This is a genomic window from Mariniluteicoccus endophyticus (assembly GCF_054780035.1).
Genome location: NZ_BAAGXC010000016.1, coordinates 300,287 through 323,895 on the forward strand (window position 1 = coordinate 300,287; position 23,609 = coordinate 323,895).

Consider the following 23,609-nt stretch of genomic DNA (forward strand, 5'->3'; position numbering starts at 1 on the left):
CCCCCGATCCTAGAGGTCAGAGCCAGCCGGGAAGGACGAGCGCGGCCCAGCAGACGATGGGCGCGACGACCATGATGCCCATGCCCCACTGCATGAGCCGCTTGAAGGTGATGTCACGCTCGCTGGCCTCGGAGTTGGCGACGACGAGCGCGCCGTTTGTCGAGAACGGGGAGCAGTCGACCACCGATGAAGACAACGCGAGCGCGCAGATCAGGCCGACGGCTCCGACCTGCCCCGTGGACAGGAACGGCACGGCGAGGGGGATGAGTGCACCGAGGATTCCGGTGGTCGACGCGAACGCCGAGACGACGGCACCGATGAGGCAGATCAGCAGCGCCACCACGAGCGGCGTGGACAGGTGGGCGACCTCGTCGCCCATCCACTTCACGACGCCGTTGGTCTCGAGCACTCCGACATAGGTGACGATGCCGCCGATGAGCAGCACGGTCCCCCACGCGATCTTGTCGACAGCACCCTTCGCGCTCGCGGGGAAGACGAGCGTGAGCGCGACCGCGATGGCCAGGGCTGTGATCCCGACGTCGAGCTTGAGCACCAGCGCGCCGAGGGCGAGCCCCACGAGTCCGACGAGGGTCAGGATCCGCTCGAGGTTGAGGCGGTGGGTGTCGTCGGCCTCGGCGTGGGAGCCGCCGGTCCAGTGCCCGGGTGACCGCGTGCGCTCCACGCCCTCCACCACCGACTCGACGGTGCCGCTGACCGCCGCCCGGGTGTACGACCCGGCGGGCTCGACACCCGCGTCGAGGTCGGCCTCGCTGGCGGGGCCGGCCTTGGCCAGGCGCAGACCGCCGAACGCGAGGAACACGACGAACGCGCACAGCAGCGAGCCGAGGAACGTGACGACGAACAGGATCGTGGGGTTGCCGGGTAGGTGCGACTTCGCGACGACGCCGTTGGTGATGGAGCCGAAGATGCCCATCGGCGAGAAGCTGCCGGCGGTGGCGCCCTGGACGACCATCATCCCCATGAGCACGGGATGGATCTGATAGCGGACCGCGAAGCCCAGCGCGATCGGCGCCACGATGGCGACGGCGGCGGGGCTGACGGCGCCGAACGCGGTGATCACCGCACACACGACGAACATCGCCCACGGGATGAGGACGACACGTCCGCGTACGGCCCGCACCGCGGCGTGGACGATCCAGTCGACCGTGCCGTTGTTCTTGGCCAGCGCGAACAGGTAGGTCACGCCGACGAGGATGACGAACAGCGATGCCGGGAACTGACCGAGCACCTTCGAGATCGTCATGTGGAACACGTTCGTGCCGACGAGGGCGGCCGCCACGAGCGCGAGGGCACCCATGTTGACCGACCGGACGGTCGCGATCAGGAAGACCGCGACGAGGACGAGCAGGGAGAGGACTTGGGGACCCATGGGCGACGATGCTCCTCGGGATCGGGTGATGGATTGGCCCAGCCTCTAGTCCAATTGCCCGTCTGTCAATAGGCTTGACCCATGTCGTCCGTCCAGGGGACGCCTGCTGCCTTCCATCGCCCACGGCTCTACGAACAGCTGGCCGACCACATCACCGACTTCATCGAGGCCCAGGGGCTCGGTCCGGGAGACCGGCTCCCGCCCGAGCGTGCCCTCGCGGCCGAGCTCGGCGTCAGCCGCACCACGCTGAGCCGCGCCCTGGTCGCTTTGGAGGTGCGCGGCCGCGTCGATGTCCAGCACGGCAACGGTGCCGTGGTCCTCGATCCCGGAGCCGCAGCGGTCGGTCCCCTGCCGTGGGTCGGCTCCCCCGCCGCCGAGGTGGTCGAGCTCGCGGCGGCCATCCTCGCCGCGGTCGTCGACCGTGCCTGCCGTTCCTCAGCACCCACGCGAGACGCCCTGCTGGCCCCCGACGGGATCCGCGAGACCTGGGCACGGGCGTGGCCGCGCGTACGCCGCCTCGCGGGCGACTCGGCGCTCACCGCGACGCTCGACGCGCTGGGCCCAGTGCCCGAGCCGGAGCCCGGACGGTTGGCGGACCTGCTGGGCGCCGTACGCCGGGGTGCCACCGCGGAGGCGGCCGAGGCCGCGCGGACGCTGTGGTCGTGACACCGCGGTTCGACGCGCAGCTCGCTCAGTCGTGGTGGATCGCGTCCCCGATGGCACTGAGCCTCCGGCCGGTGCCGCCCTCGCGCAGGGCGATGACCTCGGCCATGATCGACACGGCGGTCTCCTCGGGCGTACGCGCGTTCAGGTCCAGCCCGATCGGCGCGCACAGGCGGCCCAGCTCGGAGTCGGACAGTCCTCGCGCCCGGAGCTCCGCCTCCCGGTCGCGGGTCGTCTTCCGCGAGCCCATCGCGCCGATGTAGCCGGCCGGTCCGCGCAGGGCGACCTCCAGCAGCGGCACGTCGAACTTCGGGTCGTGGGTGAGCACCAGCAGCGTCGTGGTCGGGGTGATCCGCCCGGCGGCGGTCTCACGTTCGAGCCAGCGGTGCGGCCACTCGACGGCGAGCTCGTCGGCCTCGGGGAACCGCTCGGGCGTGGCGAACACCGGCCGCGCGTCGCAGACGGTCACCCGGTGGCCCAGCATCTTCGCCAGGCGGGCGACCGCGCGGGCGAAGTCGATCGCGCCGAACACGACGACGCGTGACGGCGGGGCCCAGGCGCACTGCAGGTCGTCGTGGGTGAGCGTGGCAGCCTCCAGGCCGAGGGCATCGCGCGCCCGGGCGACGGCCTCCTCGTCGCGCACCGGGTCACCGAGCGTCCCGAGGACCTCGGTCGCGCTCACGAGCATCCGCCGCCCCAGCCCGGGCACGACCGGTGCCGCGGGATCGGGGTCCGGGTCGGGATCCGCGCGTACGCCCTCGACGAGCACGACCGGCTCGTCGGTGGCCAGCGCGGCGAGCGCACGCCGCAGCGGTTCGGCCTGCTGGGGGTCGGTCGGGTCGACGCGGCCGATGGTCACGTCGATCTCACCGCCGCAGGTCAGGCCGAGGCGCAGCGCGTCCTCGCCGCTCACGCCGTAGTGGTGCGAGGACGGTCGGCCGGTGGCGATGACCTCGAGCGCGGCCTCGTAGACCGCCCCCTCGATGCAGCCGCCCGACAGGGAGCCGATGGCGCGCCCGTCGGCGGTCACGGCCATGTGGGTGCCGATGGGACGCGGCGACGAGCGCCACGTGCGGGCGATGACGGCGAGGGCGAACGGCTGGTCGCCGTCGAGCAGCCCTCTCACCTCATGGGCGATGTCACGCATGCTGCAGGCTCCTTCCTGTGCGTGGTGTGGTGCGGGAGATGGCGGCGCCGACCGCCGCTAGGTCGTCGACGGTCCCGCCGGGGACGAGCTCGTCGACGAGTGGTACGCAGGCCGCCAGCGACCGGGTGGCCGGGGTCCAGCCGTCAACGCCGGCGCGCGGGTGGACCCACACCACGCGTCGGGCCAATCGCGACAGTCTGGTGACGGCCGTGACGAGCGCGTCGGGCTCGCCGCGTTCGAGCCCGTCGGACATGAGCACGACGACCGAGCCGCGCAACGGTCCGCGGCGTCCCCAGCCGAGCACGAGCTCGTCGATCCCGTCGGCGAGCCGGGTGCCGCTCGTCCAGTCGGGCATCGTCCGCGAGCAGGCGGCGACGGCCCGGTCGACGTCGGGGAGCGCCAGCTCGGCGGTCACGCGCGTCAGCCTGGTCGCCACGGTGAACACCTCGGCGTCCTGCGCGTGCCGCAGGGCGTACGCGAAGCGCAGGTAGTCGTCGGCCCACGGCCGCATCGAGCCCGACACGTCGACGACGGCGACGACGCGGCGCGGGCGGACGGCGGGGTCGCGGCGTACCAACCGGGTGGGCTCTCCCCCGTGCCGGAGGGCGGCGCGGCTGGTGGCGCGCGCGTCGAGCCGGCGCCCACCGATCTCGCGGCGGCGCGTACGCCGGCGGGGCGGGTCGAGGCGCAGCGCGGCGACCAGGCGCCGGGCCTCGGCACGCTCGTCAGGAGCCAGCGAGACGAGCGGTCGCGTACGCAGGGCCTCGTCGTCGTGCGCGACCTCCAGCGGCGTACCGGGCTCTGCTCCCCCGCCGCCGTCGCCGTCCCGCGGGGTCTCGGCCTCGACCTGCATCGGCAGGTGCGAGGGCGTCGCCCGCCGGCCGAAGTAGCGGGCGAACACCGCGTCGTGGACGGCCACGTCCTCCGGGCTCGCACAGGTGGTGGCCCGGGTCGCGGCGCACACCTGGTCGCGGTCGAGCAGGTCGACCGCCGCCGCGGCGGACACCATCGTGACGACGCGGTCGGGGGGAAGCGCGAGCCCGGCGTCGCGGAGCTCGGCCGCGAAGCCCACCAGCACGTCGCGCCAGGTCGTCACGTCACAGCACCCCGCCGGGGCCCACGATCAGCTCACGCGCAGCAGCGAGGTCGTCGGCGTGCTTGACGGCAGCGCCGAGCGTCGCAACAGCGACGTGGCCGTCGAGCCCGTCGACGCCCAGCAGCGCGAGCGCCCGCACCCAGTCGATCGACTCTGCGACACCCGGGGGCTTCAGCAGCGTCATCTCCCGCAGGCGGGCGACGGCGTCGAGCACCTGTGCGGTCAGCCCGTCGGAGGCCTCGGGAACGTGGGTGCGCACGATGGCGCGCTCGCGCTCGCGGTCGGGCAGGTCGACGAAGTGATAGAGACAACGCCGCTTCAGCGCGTCGTGGACGTCGCGCGTGCGGTTGGACGTGATGACGACCAGCGGCGGGGTCTCGGCGACGACGCGGCCGAACTCGGGGATCGTGATGGCCCAGTCGGCCAGCACCTCCAGCAGCAACGCCTCGAACTCGTCGTCGGCGCGGTCGATCTCGTCGATCAGCAGCACGGCGCGCGCGCCGGGCCGCGACGCCCTCAGCGCCTTCAGGACGGGGCGCTCCACCAGGTAGTCCTCGCCCCACAGGTCACGCTCGGCCGCCGCATCGCCCTCGCGGGCGCGCACGTGGAGCAGCTGGCGGGGGAAGTCCCAGTCGTACAGCGCCTGATGGGCCTCGATGCCCTCATAGCACTGCAGCCGGACAAGCGGCCCACCCAGCACCTGGGCCATCGCCGACGCCAGGGCGGTCTTGCCGACCCCGGGTACGCCCTCGCAGAACAGCGGTCTGTCCATCGCGAGCGCCAGCCATGCGGTGGTCGCCAGCGGGGTGTCAGCGAGATAACCGTGATCACCGAGGGCGCCCTTGAGCTCGTCGGGGGTACGCACTGTCATCCTCCTGCCTCCGCGGGCGCGCAGCTCACGCTCGTCGTCGATGTCGTCCCCGTCCGCCCACATCCCGCACTCGACGAGGTCCACGACCTGGGTCGCCAGCCAATCGCGCGCACCGCGATCGGCGTCGGTCTGGGTTGCGAGGTGCTGCAGGAGCGGCCCGATGTGGTCGGCCCCGATGACCACCGGATGCCCCTGCCTTCCCTCGTAGGTCGCCCGCACGATCGCGCGCCGCGGCGCGCTGCTGGACCGGACGCGATCGAGCACCCGCTCGTGGACGAGATGTGGGACGTCGGGCAGGTCCACGAGAGTGATGAGGACGGCATCTGCGGCCGGATCGATGGCGGTCAGCCCCCACCCGAGGGACCGCCCCATCCCCTCGGCCCAGTCGGTGGCGACGCGCACCCACACCCGGCTGTCGTCGCCGATGCCTTCGGCGAGGACGCGGCGTACCTGCTCGGCCTCGGCGCCGACGACGACCGTGACCCGCGCACAGCCGGCGGCAAGGAGCCTTCTGACGCCGATGACCACCCAGGGGGTGCCGTCGGGGGCGGCCACCAGGGCCTTGGGCGAACCCAGGCGACGGCCGGCCCCGGCGGCGAGCAGGATCCCGTGCGTCCTCATCGCTCCATTGTGCTGCGCAGCCGCGCTCAGGGCTTCTCCGCCCGCTCCGCGAGCGCCTTCAGCGCCTCGGTGAAGCACCGCTCCGGCGGGTTGACCAGGCCGGCGCCGACCTGTCCGGTGCCGGCGACCGCGCCGGCCATACCGGTGTTGATCTGCGGCAAGATGCCGGTGCGGGCCACTCTGGTCACGTCGATCGGGTTCGGCACGCCGCGGAACTCCAGAATCGGGATCTGCCACATCGGGTGTTCGTCGAGCGCGATCTCGTACATGGTGCGGCTGGCCGTCAGTGCGAACGGCACGTCGCCGCCGACGAGCTTCACGATCGCCGGGGCGGTCGCCATGGCCAGGCCGCCGATACCGGCGGTCTCGGTGATGGCCGAGTCGCCGATGTCGGGGTTGGCGTCCTCGGGACCGTACGAGCCGAGGAACAGGCCCTCCGGCTTGTTGGCCGGCCCGGTGAACCACTGATCGCCGGTGCCCGAGACCTGGATGCCGAAGTCGGTGCCGTTGCGGGCCATCGTGACCACGGCCGTCGAGCCCGGGATGTCCTTCGCGGCCGCCATGGCGAGCTTGCACGTCGGCATGACGAGGTTCAGCGCGAAGTGGTCGTTGGCGCCCACGAAGCGGATGACCTCAGCGAGATCGGCAGGCGGGATGTCGGCGGTCACCAGCTCGGGCATGATGTCGCGCAGGAACATCAGGGTGCCCGAGCGGTTGCGGTTGTGGCCCTCATCGCCCATCTGCAGCATCTGCGCCACGTACGCCTTGGTGTCGATGGGCCCGTGGGCGTCGACGGCCTTCGATAGCGCCGGGCCGAGCACGTCGGCCATCCAGCGCAGGCGCTTCTGCACCTCGTCGTTGTACGCGCCGTAGCGCAGCACCTTGCCGAGGCCCTCGTTCAGCGAGCAGTACGCCGTGTTGCCGTGGACGGGGTCCTTGAGCTCGAACATCCACATCGACGGCGACACGACACCGGCCATGGGACCGACCGCGTCGTGGTGGTGGCACGGCTCGAACGTCGCCCGTCCGGCGGCGAGCGACTCCTCGGCCTCCTCCGGCGTCTCCGCGAGGCCCTCGAAGATCATCGCGCCGATGAGCGCGCCCTTCATCGGGCCGGAGGCGCGCTCCCACTCCAGCGGCGGACCCGCATGGAGGAACCGGCCCTTCTCGAGCCCGAGCACCTCGCTGGCGGGGCGGATGCGGACGAGCTCCGCACCGGCGGCCTGGATGCGCTCCACGGCCAGCCGGTTGGCTGCCTCACGGCGCGGGTCGGCCATGACGGCCGCCAGCGCGGCGGCGTCGACGCCGTCCATCGGCGGCCGCCAGTCGACCTCGGTGACGGTGACGTCCTGCTCGCGCAGCGCGTCGGCGAACAGCCCGACGCCCGCGGTGATCACGGCGGGCGACGCGTCGAGCAACCCGTTCAGCGTGGTGTCGGTCATCAGTTCTTCCTCTCTGCGGCGGCGGCCAGCAGGCCGATGGCGTGGCGGGTGGCCTGGGCGTTGGAGCAGAACACCGACGCGCCAGCCGCGGCGAGTGCCTCGGCGGTGCGGGTCATGCCCTGCGGGTCGTCGTCGGTGCCGATGAGCGAGACCACGACCGGCAGCTCGCGTCCGGCCGCGCGGGCGGCCTCGCGAGCCTTCGTGATGGCCTCGGCGTGCTCGGCCGCCGGGTCGGGATGGGCGGCGTAGCCCAGCACCAGATCGAGCAGCAGGACGCCACAGCCAGCGTCGGAGCCCTGGTCGACGATGCGCTCGAGGCGCAGCGAGGGGTCGATCATCGGGTGGGGACGGCCCTGGGTCATCTCGTCGTCACCGAAGTCGACGACGACGTGGCCCTCCCAGGCGCCGTGGGCGTCGATACCGAGGTCGTCGCGCAGCGGGATGTTGGAGCGGATGTCACCCAGCGCCTCCCCGGCCACGAACATGGCTTCGTCGGCCAGGGTGCCACCGCAGAACAGGCCGCGCAGGCTGCCGTCGACGGGCTGCTCCGGGTCCTCACCCGGCCAGTGCGGCCACTGCGGCACGTCGTGGCCGCCGGCGCGCAGCGCGTCCTCCACCGAGGCGGTCAGGTCAGGCAGGCCCTGGCCGAGGGTCGCCCACGTCACGGTCTTGCCGAGGCCGGCCGCCTCGTCCTCGAGCCGCTCGACGACCTCGGGCGCGGCGGGCTTCGAGACGAGGACGATCTGCTGGGTCTCCTCGTCACCGGCGAGCGCGGCGAGCGCCTGGCTGGCCGAACGCCCGCCGACCTCCGCCCTGAGGTCGCGGCCGCCCAGGCCCAAGCAGTGGGAGATGCCGACACCGGCGGCGTCCAGCAGGCACATGACCTGCTGCGCGCCGGTGCCGGAGGCGGCGATCATGCCGACGGGGCCGCGCCGTACGCGGTTGGCGAAGCCGAGGGCGACACCGTTGACGACCGCGGTACCGCAGTCCGGCCCCATCACGAGCACACCGCGGCGGGCGGCGGCGTCCTTGAGGGCGATCTCCTGGTCGACCGGCACGTTGTCGGAGAACAGCACGACCGACAGCCCCTGATCGATGGCGTCCATCGCCTCGACAAAGGCCCGGTCGCCCGGCACGGAGATGACGACCATGCGGGCGTCCGGCGCGTTCTCCGCGGCCGACGCGGTGGTGCGCGGTTCGACCTGGTCGGCGGCCGTCCCGGCGTTGCGCGAAGCGGCCTTCAGCGCGGCGAGCGAGCGGTCGAGCTCGGCGAGCCCGGCGGCGATCGCCTCGTCCGAGTCGCCACGCAGCGCCACGACGACGTCGTTCGGCGTGGCGTCGGCGGGCACCTCGAACCCGTACTGCCTCAGCAGCGCGACGTTGAGCTCGGTCGCCATGCCGATCTGGGCGTCGGTGAGGCCCGGTGCGGCCTTCACCTCGCGCGAGACCTGCATGAGGCTCACCGAGTCGTAGTACGCCCCGCGGCGCACCTCGACGTGGTCGGTCATCATCGTTCCCTTCCGGTTGGAGATATCAGGTCGGCCGCCCCGGCGATGCCGGCGCAGTGGTCACGTCCCGAGCTGTGGCCGATCGCATGGACACCGGAGACGGTGTCGGGCGCCAGCCCCCGGGTGGGGTCGAGCAGCTCGTCGACGAGCGACACGATCTGGGGTACGCCCAGCCCCTGCGCGGCGCAGCGCAGGAGGCTCGCCGAGAGGCTCGTGGTGCGGGTCCCCGCCTCGACCAGCGCCTCGGTCAGGTCGTCGGGGTCGACGGCCCCGACCGCGCGGAGCACGAGTGCGACGCCGCAGACCACGTCGTCACCGGTGGGCGTCAGGCCCGGGCCCGAGCCGACGATGTCGCGCAGTGGCCCTCGGTCGCCGGCCACCAGGGCCGCGGCGAGGTCGCGGGCACGCGTACGCAGCGCCGGCTCGGCCCGCAGGAGCGACAGCTCTCCGGGGGTCGGCGCCGGGTCGGGGCACCGACGTACGCTGAGGGGCTGCCACGCATCGCCGAGGATGACGTCCAGGTCGCCCACGCGCAGCGACCCCGGTCCGGTCTCCCCCACGTCACCGGGCTGCACGAGCGAGCGCAGGTCGGGCAGCGTCGCGGGCAGGCGTACGGCGTTGGGCAGGCGCAGTGCGTCGGGGCGCACCAGGGCGACCACGCCGTCGTGGCGGTCGCCGACCGCGACGTACGCCGCCATCGGGAACGCCGCCAGCACGCGGGCGGGGCGTACGGTCCCGTCGAGCTCACGGGCGCACGCCGAGGCGGGGCGGCCGGCCACACGGCGCCCTGCACGATTGCGTACTGAGACCATGGCAGCGACGCTAGGCCGTCGCACTAGTCTTCGTTCATGGGTAAAGATGCCAACGTCACGCGCGATCTCCGTCAGGACCTGACAAACGGCGCGACCCCGTGGCCGGTGTCCGCCGAAGCCAGCGGCCTGTCCGTCGCCAAGGTGCTCGAGATCCCGGCGCTCTCACGGGCTCATGTCCTCGCCGGCGGGCTCGGCCTCGACCGGCTCGTCCGCCGGGTCAACGTGATGGAGGTCCCCGACGTCCTCCCCTGGGTGCAGGCCGACCAGCTCCTGCTGACCACCGGCTATCCCCTGCGCCGTCACGCCGACGAGCTGGGTCGGTTCATCCGCGAGCTCGACGACCGCGGGTTGGCCGGTCTGTGCATCAAGCTGAACCGCTACCTCGACGAGGTCCCGGGCGAGGCGCTGGCCGTCGCCGACGAGCTCGGCATCCCCCTGGTGTCGCTGCCCGACGGCGTCGGCTTCGACGAGATCCTCAACCAGGCCATGACGCGTCTGCTCGACCGGCGCGCCGAGGACCTCGCCCGCAGCGAGCAGATGCTCGCCCACCTCGTCGACATCGTGCTGTCTGGCGGTGACCTCGACCAGGTCTGCCACGGTCTGGTGGGCCCGGTCACAGACGCCGCCGTCGTGACGACCATGGACGGCCGCGTCCTGGCCGCAGCGACCGGCCCCGGGCGCACGCCGGAGTCCCTGCTGGGGCTCGAGTGCTTCGACCGCACGGGCCGCTTCCGGGTCGAGGCCGAGGCGACGGGGCGCGTCACGACCGACGCCGAGGGCTTGCACCGGCTCGCCGTGCCCGTACGCGCCCGGGGTCGCCACGAGGGACGGCTCGTGGTCTTCCGCGCCGCACCCCTGACGGCGGGCGAGGTCCACATCGTCGAGCAGGCGGCGGCCTCGGCCGCGCTCGTGATGGCCAAGGAGCAGGCCATCGCAGGTGTCGAGAACAAGTACCGGGCCGACTTCCTGCGCGACGCGCTGGCCGGCCGCGCCGGTCCCGCCGAGCGGGTCCTCAGCCATGCACGCTCGCTGGGCTGGGACCTCGACCGGCCCGTGGCGGTGGTCGTGGCGCACATCGACGAGGGCGCCTCCGGACGGGTCGACACCGACGAGGAGCGCTCGCTTCAGGAACGGTTCGCGCGCGCCTGGCAGCAGACCGTCCTGGCGGCCGACCCGCAGGCGCCCGTGGCGGGCTACTCGCAGGAGGTCGTGGCCGTCGTCGGTCTCGACGCCGACATCGCCACCGCGGACGCGCAGCGCGTGGTGGCCGGCCACGCCCGGTCCGTGCGCGGCGACGGCGGGGGCGGCCGTCGCCCGTTCACCACGGGTGTCTCGAGCGTGGTGACGAGCGTCGACGAGCTGCCCAGGGCGTACTCGGAGGCGTGCAAGGCCGTGGCTGTCGGACGTCGCCTGCACGGCCCCGGCGCGGTGACCCACTTCGAGTCGCTCGGCGTGTTCCGCCTGCTGTCCCTCGTCGCACCCGAGGAGCTGCGCGACTTCGCGGCCGAGACGCTGGGGCCGCTCGCCCGCGACAACGCCGAGGCCGAGGATCTTCGACGCACCCTCACCGCCCTGCTCGACCACAACCTGAACGTCGCCGAGACCTCTCGCGCGCTGCACTTCCACTACAACACGCTGCGCTACCGCATCACCAAGCTCGAGCAAATGCTCGGCCCGTTCACCTCCGATCCCCACCGGCGGTTCTCCATCGCGCTGGCGCTGCACGTGGTCCAGATGCGCGGAATCTGAGGAATCGTCACATGCCCGAAACAAACGACCATCTGCGCCTTGGGCCACAAAGCCCCTAGTCATCGCGTTATTGACCAAAACTGTCAGCAAGTCTTGCCAGCGGCGGCCGTCGGTTGTCGGTGACATTCGCCAATCCTCCAATTCGTCAGGTTCGCCTAGCGTTCAGCAAACGCGTCGACGCCGACGCTGGACACCGAAGGAGCACACATGGCCATCTGGAAACTCCATGGAGACGGGAAGACGCTCGGTCCCGACGATGTCGTGGCGCCCGACGAGCGCCTGAGCTGGGGCCGCACCGTCGGCCTGGGCGCCCAGCACGTCGTCGCCATGTTCGGTGCGACGTTCGTGTTCCCGCTGATCATGGGTCTCAACCCGCAGCTCGCCATCATGATGAGCGGCATCGCGACGATCCTGTTCCTGCTGATCGTGAAGGGGAAGATCCCCTCCTACCTCGGCACGTCGGCAGCGTTCGTCGGCGGCATCGTCAACATCCAGGCCCACGGCGGTACGCCGCAGCAGGTCACCGGCGCCATCTTCATCTCTGCGCTCGTGCTCATCGCGGTCGGCGTCTTCATCCACTTCGTCGGCGCATCCGTGCTGACCAAGGTGCTCCCGCCCGTGGTCACCGGCGCCGTCGTCATGCTCATCGGCTTCAACCTCGCCCCGGTCGTCGCGACCATCTACTGGCCGCAGGACCAGTGGGTCGCATTCATCGTGATGGTCGCGGTCATCCTCATGAGCGTCGGCCTGCGCGGCTTCATCGGGCGCATCTCGGTCTTCCTCGGCCTCATCTTCGGCTACGTGCTGTCGTGGATCCTCGACCGCACCACCGGCCAGATCACCGCGTACAACGCCACCACCGAGAAGGTCGACACCCACTGGCGCGTCGACTGGACCAACGTGCAGAAAGCCGACTGGATCGGTTTCCCGCCCCAGACCGACAACGCCGCCGGCATCGTCGGCTGGCACCTGCCCGACATCAAGCTGGCATTCGTGCTCCTCGTGCTGCCAGCCGTGATCGCCCTCATCGCCGAGAACGTCGGCCACGTGAAGGCCGTCGCCGAGATGACCGGCCAGGATCTTGACGACAAGATGGGCTCCGCCATCGCCGCCGACGGCATCGGCACCGGCGTGGCCACCCTGTTCGGCGGCTCCCCCACCACCACGTACGCCGAGAACATCGGCGTCATGGCCTCGACGCGTGTCTACTCGACCGCTGCCTACTACGTGGCCGCGATCGTGGCCATCCTGTTCGGCTTCTCTCCGAAGTTCGGCGCTGTCATCTCCGCCACCCCCGGTGGAGTCCTCGGCGGCATCACCGTCGTGCTCTACGGCATGATCGGCCTGCTCGGCGCGAAGATCTGGAAGGAGAACCGGGTCGACTTCGCCAACCCGGTCAACCTCGTCCCCGTCGCCGCCGGCATCATCATCGCGATCGGCGACACCAAGCTCCAGTTCAGCGACGAGTTCTCGCTCTCGGGCATCTCGCTGGGCACCATCGTCACCGTCGGCATGTACCACCTGGCCCGTCTGGTCGCCCCGCGCGACCTCGTCGAACGGGCCGACGGCACGGCGATCGTCGCCAACACCACCGGCATCGACGACCTCGAACGCCTGGGCCTCGAGCACGACCACGGCGCGCTGGGACGTCGTCGCCACGACGAGGACATCCCGCCGCAGTAGTCGGGGGCGACCCGGCAGCCGGGAACCGCCGGAGCAGCCGGACATCCACAGCACCACTGCACATCGACGAAGGGTCATCGTGAAACCACCACCATTCACGCATCACGCACCGACGACCATCGACGAGGCGGTGTCCCTGCTCACCGAGCTGGGCGCCGACGCCAAGGTCCTCGCGGGCGGCCAGAGCCTCATCCCAGTGATGAACATGCGCCTGGCCTCCCCGGGGCACCTGGTCGACATCAACCGAATCGCCGACCTGGCGCAGGTCGAGGTCGACGGGTCGAAGGTGCGTGTGGGCGCGATCGTGCGGCACGCGGAGCTGGAGCGCCACGAGGACGCTTACGCAGCCCTGCCGCTGCTGCGTCAGGCGCTGCGGTGGGTGGCCCATCCGGCGATCCGCAACCGCGGCACCACCGTGGGCTCGATCGTCCACGCCGACCCATCCGGCGAGATGCCGGCGATCCTCGCGATCACCGGCGGCACCGTCCGCGTCGTATCGGGTGACGGTACGCGTGAGATCGCGGCGAAGGACTTCTTCCTCGGCCCCATGGAACCGGCGATCGAGCCGCACGAGCTCGTCGTCGGCTGCGACTTCCCGCTCTTCGCGCCGGGCACGGTCACCGAGTACCACGAGATGGCGCGCCGCAGCGGTGACTACGCGCTGGCCGGAGTCGCGGTCGTGCTGCGCGCCGACGGTGGCCAGGTCGCCGAGGCGAAGGCCTCGTTCGTGTCGGTGACCGAGGTCCCCGACGTGCTCGACCTGTCCCCCGCTCTGGCCGGAGTACGCCTCGACGAGGCCACCGAGGCGCTCGAGGCCGTCGAGCGGGCCGCCCACGACCACGTCGAGCCGGTCGACGACATCCACGCCAGCGCCGACTACCGGCGCCACCTCAGCGGGGTCCTGTGCCGCCGCGTGGTGACCACCGCCCTCGATCGGGCGCAGCAGACGAAGGAGGACGCACGATGACCGAGGTCGCACCCGCATTTGGGCTCGAGGGATCGGAGCCGGAGACGCTCACCGAAGTGGTGCTTGTCGTCAACGGCAACCGACACCACGTAGAGGTCCCCGCCCGTCGCCTGCTGTCGGACGCGCTGCGCCACGACCTGGGGCTCACCGGCACCCACGTCGGCTGCGAGCACGGCGTCTGCGGAGCGTGCACGGTGCTGGTCGACGGCCAGCCGATGCGCTCCTGCCTGATGTTCGCCGTCAGCGCGCAGGGCATGGAAATCACCACCGTCGAGGGCTGCGGCAACGGGCCGGACGACCTCGGCCCGGTCCAGCAGGCGTTCGTCGAGTGCCACGGCCTGCAGTGCGGGTTCTGCACCCCGGGCTTCGTGACGACGGTGACGGCCTTCCTCGAGGAGAACCCCGACCCGACTCCCGACGAGGCGCGCGAGGCGATCTCGGGCAACCTGTGCCGCTGCACCGGCTACCAGAACATCGAGAAGAGCGTGTGCCGCGCCGCCGAGATCCGGCGCGAGCGCGCCGCCGTTGAGGGGGGACACGCATGAGTGGCAAGATGATGGGCGCGAAGGTGCAGCGCCGCGAGGACCCGCGCCTGGTCAGCGGCCACGGCCGCTACGTCGACGACCTCGGCCGCGACGCGCTCGCCGCGGCGTTCGTCCGCTCCCCGCACGCCCACGCGCGGATCACCCACATCGACGTCGACGCCGCGGTCCACGTGCCCGGCGTGATCGCGGTGTGGACCCACGAGGACCTCACCGGCCCGGCAGGCGAGCCGCTGCCCATGCTGCTGCCCCACCCGAGCATCGAGCACCCGGTAACGGCGTACGCGCTGGCGAAGGACGAGGTCAACCACGTCGGGGAGGCCATCGCGTTCGTCGTCGCCACCGACCGCTACGTCGCCGAGGACGCCGCCCAGCTGATCGACGTGACCTACGAGGTCCTCAAGCCCGTCGTCGGCGTGGCCGCCGCCCGCGAGGCCACGCACCTCGTCCACGACGCCGCCCCCGGCAACGTCGGCGCCCACCTCGTCCAAGAGGTCGGCGACGCGCCGGCGGCCATCGAGTCGGCACCGAACGTGCTTGAGCTCGACCTCGATTTCGAGCGCAGCGCGTGCATGCCGATGGAGGGCAAGGGCGTCCTCGCGTCCTGGGATCCGACCGACGAGAAGCTGCGCGTCCACTCGTCCACCCAGACCTCGACAGGTCTGCGCGCCGCGCTCGCCGCCAAGCTCGGGCTGCCGCTGGCCAAGGTCGACGTCATCACCCCCGACGTCGGAGGCGGCTTCGGCGTCAAGATCAACCACCCGTGGCCCGAGGAGGTGTGCGTCGCCTCCGCGGCGATTCGCCTGGGCCGCCCGGTGAAGTGGGTCGAGGACCGCCGTGAGCACTTCGTCTCGTCGGCCCACGAACGCGGCCAGCTGCAGAAGGCGCGCGTCGGCTTCGACGACGAGGGTCGCGTGCTCGGCCTCGACGTGACGTTCTGGCACGACCACGGCGCCTACCTGCCGTACGGCGTGATCGTCCCGCTGAACACGTCGGTGCAGCTCGTCGGCCCCTACAAGCTGAAGAACTACCGGGTCGAATACTTCTCGCTCTACACCAACACCGTCATCGTCACCCCCTACCGCGGCGCCGGGCGCCCGCAGGGCGTGTTCATCATGGAGCGCACGATGGACGCCATCGCCGACCACCTGGGGCTGCCCCGCGACGTGGTCCGCGAGCGGAACTTCATCATGCCCGAGGAGATGCCCTACGACATCGGCCTGATGTTCCAGGACGGCCGGCCGACCGTGTACGACTCGGGCGACTTCCCCGCGAGCCTGGAGAAGCTGCGCCAGCTCGTCGGCTGGGACGACTTCGAGGAATACCGCCGGCAGGCCGAGGCCGAGGGACGCCGCGTCGGGCTGGGGATCGGCTGCTACGTCGAGGGCACCGGCATCGGCCCCTACGAGGGGGGCCACATCCAGATCGAGACCAACGGACGCGTCAACGTCGCGACCGGTGTGACGACCCAGGGCCAGGGCCACGCGACGTCGTTCGCACAGATCGTCGCCGAGGAGCTCGGCGTACCGATCGAGGACGTCCACGTGACCACAGGCGACACGCGCCGCTTCGGCTACTCGGTCGGCACCTTCGCCTCCCGCGCCGCCGTGACCAGCGGTTCGGCGGTCCACCTCGCCGCGAAGAAGGTCAAGGAGAAGGCGCTCCGCCTGGCCGGCGACGCGCTTGAGGCCGACCCCGCTGACCTCGAGATCGTAGACGGGTTCATCCGCATCAAGGGCGATCCCGAGGACAAGATGTCGCTCGGCATGGTCTCGGTGCTGTCGAACCCGCTGCGGTACGCGTTCGACGAGACCGCGCGCGCGGCCACACAGTTCTCGCCGACCATCGACCTGTCGAAGCCGCCAGTCCCGGACGGCGAGGAGCCGGGCCTGGAGGGCAAGGACTACTACTCGCCCACCGGTGCGACGTTCGCCAACGGCATGCACGCCGCGATCGTCGAGACCGATCCCGAGACCGCCGACATCAAGATCCTGCGCTATTGCGTCATCCACGACTGCGGCAACATGATCAACCCGATGATCGTCGAGGGTCAGGTCCACGGCGGCGTCGCGCAGGGCGTCGGCGGCGCGCTGTACGAGAAGATGGCGTACGACGACTCGGGCCAGCTGCTCAACGCGTCGTTCATGGACTTCCTCATGCCGTTCGCGACCGAGGTCCCCCGCGTCGAGACCGACCACCTCGAGACGCCGTCGCCGATGAACCCGCTCGGCATCAAGGGAGCCGGCGAGGCCGGCACCATCCCCGCGTCCGCGGTCATCGCCAGCGCCATCGAGGACGCGGAGGGCTTCCCGATCACGAAGATGCCCATCTCGCCACACGACCTGTGGGAGCTGCGCCGTCGCCACGCCGCGGGCGAGATCCCCTCGCTGCGCCGCGTCGGGGGTACGCCGACGTCCGGCGATTCCGGTGTCACCGACCGCACTGGCGACGACGTGCCGGAGAAGTCCGAGACCCCCGACCACTACGACGCCGTCGTGATCCCCAGGGAGACGGCCGAAGAGATCCGTTCCGACGAACCGAAGAAGGACGACTGATGCAGATCACCGGTACCGCGCACATGAACGCCCCCATCCCCGAGGCCTGGGCGGCGTTCCACGACCCGGGGGTGCTCTCGCGCACGATCCCCGGCCTGCAGAGCCTCGAGCAGACGGGCGAAGACGCATACAAGGCGTCGGTCAGCGCCGGCGTGGCGTCGATCAAGGGCACCTACGTCGGCAACGTCGCTCTGACCGAGCAGGTCGAGCACGAGTCGTTCCTGCTCAAGGCGTCCGGCCAGGGCGGCCCCGGCACGATCTCGGCCGACGTCCGCGTACGCCTCACCGAGGCCGATGACGGCGGCAGTGACATCACCTGGGGGGCCGACGCCTCGGTCGGCGGCGCCATCGGCGGCGTCGGTCAGCGCATGCTGCAGGGTGTCGCCCGCAAGATGGCCACCCAGTTCTTCGCCGCCATCGACGGGGACATCGCCACCGGCGGCAAGGGCCAGGCCCCGTCGGCCACCGGCGGCAAGGGCCAGGCCCCATCGGCCGCCGCCGGCGAGACCGGGGAGCAGGCGTCCGTGCAGCAGAGGCCCACGGAGCAGACGTCCGGCGAGCCCGCCGCGGCGGGCCAGACCGGCCAGGTCTGGTCGAAGCCCGCCGCCCCGGCCGCCACGGGCGGGTCGTCTCCCCGCGACCTCGCGCTGGGCGCCGTGCTCGGCGCGACCATCGCGCTGGTCGGCGTGGCGATCGGCATCGCGGCAGGACGCCGATGATGCGCGCCTTCACCGCCGCCGCAATCCAGCTCAACCCCCACCAGGGGCCGCTGACGGCCGAGTCCATCGAGCGCAACGCCCAGAACGCCGTCGCCATGGTGCGCGACTGCGTCGCCGCAACGGGCGCGGAGCTTGTCGTGCTGCCCGAGTCTGTGACCACCGGCTTCACCCCGGGCGTCCCGCCCGAGGAGCTGTGGGACCTCGTCACCGACGTGCCGGGCCCGATCATGGACCCCTACACGGCCGCCGCAGCCGAGCTGGGCATTTACCTGTGCGTGGGCACCTACCGTCGCGGTCCCGAGCGGGGCACCATCTACAACGCCGCCGCGATGGTCGGACCCGCCGGGGAAGTGATCGGTGTCTATGACAAGACCCACCCGTTCTTCTCCGAGGCCAGCTCGGGCGGGGGCTGGGTAACGCCCGGCAACGAGGTGTGCGTCATGGACACCGACCTCGGCCGGATCGGCATGATCATCTGCTTCGACGGCGACTATCCCGAGCTGTCGCGCATCCAGGCCGTGCAGGGGGCCGAGGTCATCTGCCGCCCGTCGGCGCTGCTGCGCAGCGTCGACATCTGGGAGCTCACCTCGCGGGCCCGGGCGTACGACAACCACGTGTTCGTCGTCGGCGCCAACGCCACGGGCATCGACCCGGCGGGCGTGCTCTACTTCGGCAACTCCCACATCGTGACGCCGAACGCGCACGTGCTGGCCCGCGCCGCCTCGCATGAGGGCTGGGTCAGCGCCCGCCTCGACCCCGACGAGGCGCTCGCCTCGCTGACGCCCGGCAGCAACATCGGGCAGGGCTTCGACCACCTGCGCGACCGCAACCTCGACCTGATCCGCGGTCACCGCGCCGAGCTCGAGGGCGAGGCCCGCACGTCGTTCCCGCACTCCGGGGGGCCCGCCACGCCCAGCTGCTGACCCACGCGCGACGGACCGCCCCCAGCACGGCCGGGGGCGGTCCCTCGCGTTCGGGGAGAGGTTCGCGTCACGCTCTCGTTTCACCCGCGTGACAACTACGCGTCAGTAACGACGATTCACTTCCCGTCCCTTGGCTCTTCGACAAGAGTTGATGAAGGCGGGGCCCACCCGCCCGTGACCTAATGGGGCAACCCGATCGACAGTGACCCGGGTCACAGCCAGAAAGGACGGACATGGCCCCGCATCCCCAGCTGCGCCGGCTCTGCGTCATGCTCGCCATCTTCGTGATGGTGGCAGTGACGGGGTGCTCCGGCTCCGCGCCCTCGGGCAACCCCGGCTCCCCCATCCGCATCGCCGGGGTCTTCTCCGGCGCGGTCACCGACGCCGACTACAACTCGCTGGGCTGGGTGGCCCTCGACGAGGCGGGCAAGAAGTACCAGGCCCACACCTCGTTCTCCGAGAACGTGGCCGTCCCCGACGTGGAACGCGTCATGCGGGAATACGTCGCCGATCGATACACGATCGTGTGGTCGCACGGCAGCCAGTTCTACCAGCAGACACTGAAGCTGGCGAAGGAATTCCCCCACGTCACGTTCATCGGCGAGTTCGATGCGCAGCCGAAGGATCTCCCGCCGAACCTGTGGGTCATCGACCGCAATTTCCACAATGCGTTCTATCCCGTGGGGGTGCTCGCCGGAAAGCTCACGTCCCACGGCCAGATCGGATATCTCGGCGGCCTTTCCCTGCCGTTCTCCTACTCCGAGGTGCACGCCCTGCGTCAGGGACTGGTCGACTCCGGTTCGAACGCGAAGTTGACGGCGGTGTGGACGGGCGACTTCAACGACCCGACCAAAGCCCAGCAGGTCACACGCCAGCTGTCGGACCAGGGCAACGACGTCATCGTCGGCTCGATGAACATGGGCATGGTCGGCGTCTTCCAGGCCGCGAAGGCCGACACCCGAGCCCAGTGGGTCGTTGGGAAGTACACCGACAAGTCGCGCTACTCCCCCGCCGACGCCGGGGCGTCGGTCATCTACGACTTCGTCGGTCCGCTCAACAAGATCATCGACGCCACCCTGGCTGGGACCCGTACGGGCTACCTGCCGCTGGGCTACGACACCGGCGTACGCATCGCCATGCCCGAACGCGTACCCGCCGAGGCCCGCGCTGCCACAGAGAAGGCCATCGACGACGTGACCACAGGTCGCGTCGTCGTCAAGAAGGACACCTCACCCACCAAGTGACTCCCGAGAGGAGGAACCATGACAGACCCCACCACCACGCCCCCGGCGACCACCACACCCAGGCTCGAGCTCACCGACATCGTCAAGCGCTTCGGACCGGTCACCGCGCTCGACGGCATCGACCTCACGCTCCACCCGAGCGAGGTCCACGGCCTGCTCGGCGGCAACGGCGCCGGCAAGACCACGCTGATGAACATCGTCTACGGGCTCTACCGACCCGACGAGGGGACCGTCCGCGTCGACGGCCAGACCGTCACCATGAACGGGCCACGCGACGCCATCGGCCACGGCATCGGCATGGTCCACCAGAACTTCCTGCAGGTTGAGACCTATACCGTCGTCGAGAACATCGTGCTCGGCACCGACCAGCCCACCTGGCCACGGCTCGACCTGCGCGAGGCCGAGAAGAAGGTCACCGACCTGTCGCAGCACTTCGGGCTCGAGGTCGACCCTCGCGCGGTCGTCGGAGGACTGCCCGTCGGCATCCGCCAGCGCGTCGAGATCCTCAAGGCCCTCTACCGCGGGGCCCGCATCCTCGCCCTCGACGAGCCCACGACCAACCTCACCCCGCAGGAGGTCGACGCCCTCTTCGCGTCGCTGCGCGCCATCGTCGACGAAGGCATGTCGGTGGTGTTCATCACCCACAAGATCAAGGAGACGATGGCGGTCTGCGACCGGCTCACCGTCATGCGCGAGGGCCGCCGCATCGGCACCGTCGCGCGCGCCGACACCGACGCCAAGGAGCTCGCCGCGATGATGGTCGGCGACTCCGACGGCCACGACCGTGTCGCCGCGATCGTGCAGGAGGGCATGGTCTCGCGTGACCTCACCTCCACCCAGACCCAGGAGACGACCTTCGAGTCCCGGGTCGAGGTACGCGGCGTCCGCGCCCACAACGACGTCGGCGTGGACGCGCTGCACGACGTCACCCTGACCATCGGCCGCGGCGAGGTCCTCGGCGTGGCCGGGGTCGCCGGCAACGGGCAGGTCGAGCTCGCCGAGGCCGTGGCCGGCGTACGCCCGCTCACCGCCGGCTCCGTCGAGGTCGACGGCGAGAACCTCGCCGGCCGGCCGACGCGCGAGTGGCTGATCGGCGGCGTGGCGTACGTCCCCGAGGACCGGCACCGCGACGGGATCATGCCCGCGAACACCCTGACCGAGAACGTCCTGCTCGGTGCCCACCACTCGCAGCGCTACCGCAAACACGGGCTCGTGAACTGGGCGCTCGCCGAGGAGGACACCCGCGCGATCATCGACAAGTACAAAGTCAAGGCCAACGGCCCCAAGGCCCTCGCGGCGACGCTGTCCGGCGGCAACATCCAGCGCGTCATCCTCGCCCGCGCCTTCGGCCACGAGCCGCGCCTGCTGATCCTGCACAACCCCACGCGCGGCCTGGACATCGCCTCGACCCAGTTCGTGTACGACCAGGTGCGCGAGGCCACCGCCAACGGCACCGCCGTCCTCCTCCTGTCCGAGGACCTCGACGAGCTGTCGGTCCTGTCCGACCGGATCTCCGTCCTGTACGCCGGGTCCGTCGTCGGCGAGCGTGCCCGCGGCAGCTACGACCAATACGAGCTCGGCCGCATGATGGCCGGCCTGGAGGTGTCCGCATGACCGCCATGGCCACCGTCGCCCCGCCGAAGGGCAGCAGCCTCGCCCGACGGGTGCTCCCCTACGTCATCGCTGTCGCCGGCGCCTTCGTCGTCGCCGGCATCATGATCGCCGCCATGGGACAGAACCCGTTCCTGGCGTTCCAGGCGATCCTCACGACCTCGTTCAAGAGCCAGTGGGGCCTGATCGAGACCATCCACAAGTGGGTGCCGCTCGTGCTCATCGCGATGGGCTTCGTCATCCCGCTCGCCGCCGGGCGCAACAACATGGGCGGTGAGGGCCAGCTGCTCATCGGTGCGACCGCCAGCGCCATCACGGGCATCCTGCTGAAGGGGGCGCCGTGGCCAGTCCTGCTGCCGCTCGTCCTCCTCGTCGGGGTGTTCGCCGGCGCGGTCTACGCACTGATCGCCGCCTGGCTCATGGACCGCTTCGGCGTCAACGAGATCCTGTCGACGGTGCTGCTGAACTTCGTATCGTTCTTCGTCGTCGACTACGTCGCGGGCGAGGTCTACAGCGACCCGGCCGCCGGCCACCCGACAACCTGGCCCATCGGGCCGGGAGGCCGGCTGCCCGACATCGGAGGCCTCCACCTCGGCGTGCTCATCGCCGTCATCGCCTGCTTCTTCTGCATCCACGGCGTGCTGCGGTCCCTGCCCGGCTACGAGCTCCGCGCGGTCGGATCCAACCCCCGCGCCGCCCAGGTCCACGGCGTACGCATCTCCCGCATCGCCGTCGGCTCGCTCGTGGTCGGTGGTGCGCTCGGCGGCCTGGCCGGTGCCATCGAGGTCGCCGGTGTCCACGGCAAGCTCATCGAGGGCATGCAGGCCAACTACCTGCTGCTCGGCATCATCATCGGCCTGATCTCGCGCGGCAAGGTCATGGTCGTCCCCTTCGTCGCCTTCGGCATCGCCGTCCTGGAGGTCGGGGCCAGCGCCATGCAGCGCGTGGCCGGCGTACCGCTGGAGATGGTCCTCATCGTCGAGGCGCTCATCCTGCTGTTCCTTCTCTTCAGCGACATCGTCGCCTCGCGCCTGGGAGGCCGCCATGAATGAGGTCGTCTCGTTCCTCCAGCTCATGCTGACGGCGATGGTGCCGTTCGTCCTCGCCGCACAGGGCACCGCACTCGCGGGGCGCGCGGGCATCTTCGTGGTCTCGCAGGAGGGCCTCATGACGCTCGGGGCCTCGGTGGGCTTCGTCGTCGCCTGGGCCACCCGCTCGACCCTCGTCGGCCTCGCCGTGGCGGCTCTGGTGGGTGTGTGCTTCGGCCTGGTCCTCGGTTGGGTGTCCACCCGGTTCAAGCTCGACCAGTTCGTCATCGGTCTGGCGCTGCTCTTCGCAGCCATCGGCCTGGCGACGCTGCTGTACAAGGTGTCCGTCGGCGTCACGCTGGAGCCGCCGCTGGTGGACACCTTGCCCCGCATCGAGCTGCCGCTGCTCTCGTCGATCCCGGTGCTGGGACCGATCCTCACCCAGGACGCGATGGTCTGGTTCGCCTTCGCCATCTCGGCGGTCATCCACTGGGTGCTGTACCGCACCAACCTGGGCCTCAAGGTGCGCTCGGTCGGTGAGAACCCGAAGGCGTCCGACTCGTTGGGCATCGACGTGCCGCGCGTACGCGTGGTCTGCACGGCGCTCGGTTGTGCGCTGATCTGCATGGCGGGCGCCTACCTGCCGATGGCCTTCACCGGCACCTACACCGAGGGCATCGTGGGCGGTCGCGGCTGGCTCGCCATCGCGCTGGCGTTCTTCGGCGGCTGGCGTCCCCCGACCATCATGGCCGGCGCGGCGTTCTTCGCCGGGCTGGAGGTCCTCGCGCTGCGCGCCCAGGTCGGTGGACTCGGCGTCCCGCACCAGTTCATCTCGATGCTGCCGTTCGTCGCGACGCTCCTGGTCATGGTGTTCGCCATGCGCTGGGTACGCATCCCCGCGTTCCTCGGCAAGAACCACGACCGCGAGAGCCGTCACTGACCCGTTGTCCGATCTACACGAAATCCGGCGTCCACCTCGTCAAGGGATGCCATGCCCACAGCCCCCGCAGCCCACCTAGGCTCAGGGACGACGACCGT

The 23,609-nt window shown here is 71.0% G+C and carries 19 protein-coding genes; 12 read left to right on the plus strand and 7 right to left on the minus strand.

Annotated features, from left to right (window positions below; genetic code table 11):
* Positions 1-16 precede the first annotated feature (16 nt).
* Positions 17-1,390 carry an SLC13 family permease gene (locus ACYVGD_RS06740; protein WP_460742292.1) on the minus strand — a complete coding sequence of 458 codons (1,374 nt, stop codon included), beginning with the start codon at positions 1,388-1,390 and terminating at the stop codon, positions 17-19.
* Between the two features lie 81 nt (positions 1,391-1,471).
* Between ACYVGD_RS06740 and ACYVGD_RS06745 the strand changes: the two genes are divergently transcribed.
* On the plus strand, positions 1,472-2,056 hold the full coding sequence (locus ACYVGD_RS06745; protein ID WP_460742294.1) for a winged helix-turn-helix domain-containing protein: 585 nt from the start codon (positions 1,472-1,474) through the stop codon (positions 2,054-2,056).
* A 25-nt stretch (positions 2,057-2,081) separates the two neighbouring features.
* Here ACYVGD_RS06745 and ACYVGD_RS06750 read toward each other — a convergent pair whose 3' ends face one another.
* Genes ACYVGD_RS06750 through ACYVGD_RS06775 form a run of 6 tightly spaced genes read right to left on the minus strand, consistent with a single transcriptional unit; the run spans position 2,082 to position 9,550 of the window.
* The gene (locus ACYVGD_RS06750; RefSeq protein WP_460742296.1) at positions 2,082-3,200 is read right to left on the minus strand and encodes an XdhC family protein; all 1,119 of its coding nucleotides are present in this window, start codon (positions 3,198-3,200) and stop codon (positions 2,082-2,084) included.
* Positions 3,193-4,296, minus strand: a complete 1,104-nt coding sequence (locus ACYVGD_RS06755) for a vWA domain-containing protein (RefSeq protein WP_460742298.1) — start codon at positions 4,294-4,296, stop codon at positions 3,193-3,195. Before ACYVGD_RS06755 ends, ACYVGD_RS06750 begins: the two co-directional genes overlap by 8 nt.
* Before the next feature lies 1 nt (position 4,297).
* Positions 4,298-5,788, minus strand: a complete 1,491-nt coding sequence (locus tag ACYVGD_RS06760) for an NTP transferase domain-containing protein (protein WP_460742300.1) — start codon at positions 5,786-5,788, stop codon at positions 4,298-4,300.
* Positions 5,789-5,814: 26 nt separating this feature from the next.
* Positions 5,815-7,230, minus strand: a complete 1,416-nt coding sequence (locus ACYVGD_RS06765) for a YlbE family protein (RefSeq protein ID WP_460742302.1) — start codon at positions 7,228-7,230, stop codon at positions 5,815-5,817.
* Entirely contained in the window at positions 7,230-8,738 is a 1,509-nt protein-coding gene (locus ACYVGD_RS06770; protein ID WP_460742304.1) for an FdrA family protein, read from the minus strand. Before ACYVGD_RS06770 ends, ACYVGD_RS06765 begins: the two co-directional genes overlap by 1 nt.
* Entirely contained in the window at positions 8,738-9,550 is an 813-nt protein-coding gene (locus tag ACYVGD_RS06775; RefSeq protein WP_460742306.1) for an oxamate carbamoyltransferase subunit AllH family protein, read from the minus strand. Before ACYVGD_RS06775 ends, ACYVGD_RS06770 begins: the two co-directional genes overlap by 1 nt.
* Positions 9,551-9,586: 36 nt before the next feature.
* Between ACYVGD_RS06775 and ACYVGD_RS06780 the strand changes: the two genes are divergently transcribed.
* From ACYVGD_RS06780 to ACYVGD_RS06830, 11 genes are all read left to right on the plus strand, one after another.
* The gene (locus ACYVGD_RS06780) at positions 9,587-11,299 is read left to right on the plus strand and encodes a PucR family transcriptional regulator (RefSeq protein WP_460742308.1); all 1,713 of its coding nucleotides are present in this window, start codon (positions 9,587-9,589) and stop codon (positions 11,297-11,299) included.
* A gap of 207 nt (positions 11,300-11,506) precedes the next feature.
* Complete coding sequence (locus ACYVGD_RS06785; RefSeq protein ID WP_460742310.1) at positions 11,507-12,982, plus strand: uracil-xanthine permease family protein; 1,476 nt, start codon at positions 11,507-11,509, stop codon at positions 12,980-12,982.
* A gap of 79 nt (positions 12,983-13,061) precedes the next feature.
* A complete protein-coding gene (locus tag ACYVGD_RS06790) occupies positions 13,062-13,949 on the plus strand; it encodes an FAD binding domain-containing protein (RefSeq protein ID WP_460742312.1) in 888 nt (295 codons plus the stop codon).
* On the plus strand, positions 13,946-14,494 hold the full coding sequence (locus tag ACYVGD_RS06795; RefSeq protein WP_460742314.1) for a (2Fe-2S)-binding protein: 549 nt from the start codon (positions 13,946-13,948) through the stop codon (positions 14,492-14,494). Before ACYVGD_RS06790 ends, ACYVGD_RS06795 begins: the two co-directional genes overlap by 4 nt.
* Complete coding sequence (cutA, locus tag ACYVGD_RS06800) at positions 14,491-17,046, plus strand: aerobic carbon-monoxide dehydrogenase large subunit (RefSeq protein WP_460742316.1); 2,556 nt, start codon at positions 14,491-14,493, stop codon at positions 17,044-17,046. Before ACYVGD_RS06795 ends, cutA begins: the two co-directional genes overlap by 4 nt.
* Positions 17,046-17,765 carry an SRPBCC family protein gene (locus tag ACYVGD_RS06805; RefSeq protein ID WP_460742318.1) on the plus strand — a complete coding sequence of 240 codons (720 nt, stop codon included), beginning with the start codon at positions 17,046-17,048 and terminating at the stop codon, positions 17,763-17,765. Before cutA ends, ACYVGD_RS06805 begins: the two co-directional genes overlap by 1 nt.
* Positions 17,765-18,688 carry a carbon-nitrogen hydrolase family protein gene (locus ACYVGD_RS06810; protein ID WP_460742320.1) on the plus strand — a complete coding sequence of 308 codons (924 nt, stop codon included), beginning with the start codon at positions 17,765-17,767 and terminating at the stop codon, positions 18,686-18,688. Before ACYVGD_RS06805 ends, ACYVGD_RS06810 begins: the two co-directional genes overlap by 1 nt.
* A gap of 233 nt (positions 18,689-18,921) precedes the next feature.
* Complete coding sequence (locus ACYVGD_RS06815) at positions 18,922-19,932, plus strand: BMP family protein (protein ID WP_460742322.1); 1,011 nt, start codon at positions 18,922-18,924, stop codon at positions 19,930-19,932.
* 18 nt (positions 19,933-19,950) lie between these two features.
* Positions 19,951-21,546 carry an ABC transporter ATP-binding protein gene (locus ACYVGD_RS06820; RefSeq protein WP_460742324.1) on the plus strand — a complete coding sequence of 532 codons (1,596 nt, stop codon included), beginning with the start codon at positions 19,951-19,953 and terminating at the stop codon, positions 21,544-21,546.
* On the plus strand, positions 21,543-22,595 hold the full coding sequence (locus ACYVGD_RS06825; protein WP_460742326.1) for an ABC transporter permease: 1,053 nt from the start codon (positions 21,543-21,545) through the stop codon (positions 22,593-22,595). Before ACYVGD_RS06820 ends, ACYVGD_RS06825 begins: the two co-directional genes overlap by 4 nt.
* A complete protein-coding gene (locus tag ACYVGD_RS06830; protein ID WP_460742328.1) occupies positions 22,588-23,511 on the plus strand; it encodes an ABC transporter permease in 924 nt (307 codons plus the stop codon). Before ACYVGD_RS06825 ends, ACYVGD_RS06830 begins: the two co-directional genes overlap by 8 nt.
* Positions 23,512-23,609 lie beyond the last annotated feature (98 nt).

Coding starts and splice junctions, on each gene's coding strand:
- ACYVGD_RS06785 (WP_460742310.1), top strand. CDS start 11,507: ATGGCCATCTGGAAACTCCATGGAGACGGGAAGACGCTCGGTCCCGAC.
- ACYVGD_RS06765 (WP_460742302.1), bottom strand. CDS start 7,230: ATGACCGACACCACGCTGAACGGGTTGCTCGACGCGTCGCCCGCCGTG.
- ACYVGD_RS06810 (WP_460742320.1), top strand. CDS start 17,765: ATGCGCGCCTTCACCGCCGCCGCAATCCAGCTCAACCCCCACCAGGGG.
- ACYVGD_RS06825 (WP_460742326.1), top strand. CDS start 21,543: ATGACCGCCATGGCCACCGTCGCCCCGCCGAAGGGCAGCAGCCTCGCC.
- ACYVGD_RS06780 (WP_460742308.1), top strand. CDS start 9,587: ATGGGTAAAGATGCCAACGTCACGCGCGATCTCCGTCAGGACCTGACA.
- ACYVGD_RS06745 (WP_460742294.1), top strand. CDS start 1,472: ATGTCGTCCGTCCAGGGGACGCCTGCTGCCTTCCATCGCCCACGGCTC.
- ACYVGD_RS06770 (WP_460742304.1), bottom strand. CDS start 8,738: ATGACCGACCACGTCGAGGTGCGCCGCGGGGCGTACTACGACTCGGTG.
- ACYVGD_RS06830 (WP_460742328.1), top strand. CDS start 22,588: ATGAATGAGGTCGTCTCGTTCCTCCAGCTCATGCTGACGGCGATGGTG.
- ACYVGD_RS06805 (WP_460742318.1), top strand. CDS start 17,046: ATGCAGATCACCGGTACCGCGCACATGAACGCCCCCATCCCCGAGGCC.
- cutA (WP_460742316.1), top strand. CDS start 14,491: ATGAGTGGCAAGATGATGGGCGCGAAGGTGCAGCGCCGCGAGGACCCG.
- ACYVGD_RS06815 (WP_460742322.1), top strand. CDS start 18,922: ATGGCCCCGCATCCCCAGCTGCGCCGGCTCTGCGTCATGCTCGCCATC.
- ACYVGD_RS06750 (WP_460742296.1), bottom strand. CDS start 3,200: ATGCGTGACATCGCCCATGAGGTGAGAGGGCTGCTCGACGGCGACCAG.
- ACYVGD_RS06760 (WP_460742300.1), bottom strand. CDS start 5,788: ATGAGGACGCACGGGATCCTGCTCGCCGCCGGGGCCGGCCGTCGCCTG.
- ACYVGD_RS06820 (WP_460742324.1), top strand. CDS start 19,951: ATGACAGACCCCACCACCACGCCCCCGGCGACCACCACACCCAGGCTC.
- ACYVGD_RS06795 (WP_460742314.1), top strand. CDS start 13,946: ATGACCGAGGTCGCACCCGCATTTGGGCTCGAGGGATCGGAGCCGGAG.
- ACYVGD_RS06775 (WP_460742306.1), bottom strand. CDS start 9,550: ATGGTCTCAGTACGCAATCGTGCAGGGCGCCGTGTGGCCGGCCGCCCC.
- ACYVGD_RS06740 (WP_460742292.1), bottom strand. CDS start 1,390: ATGGGTCCCCAAGTCCTCTCCCTGCTCGTCCTCGTCGCGGTCTTCCTG.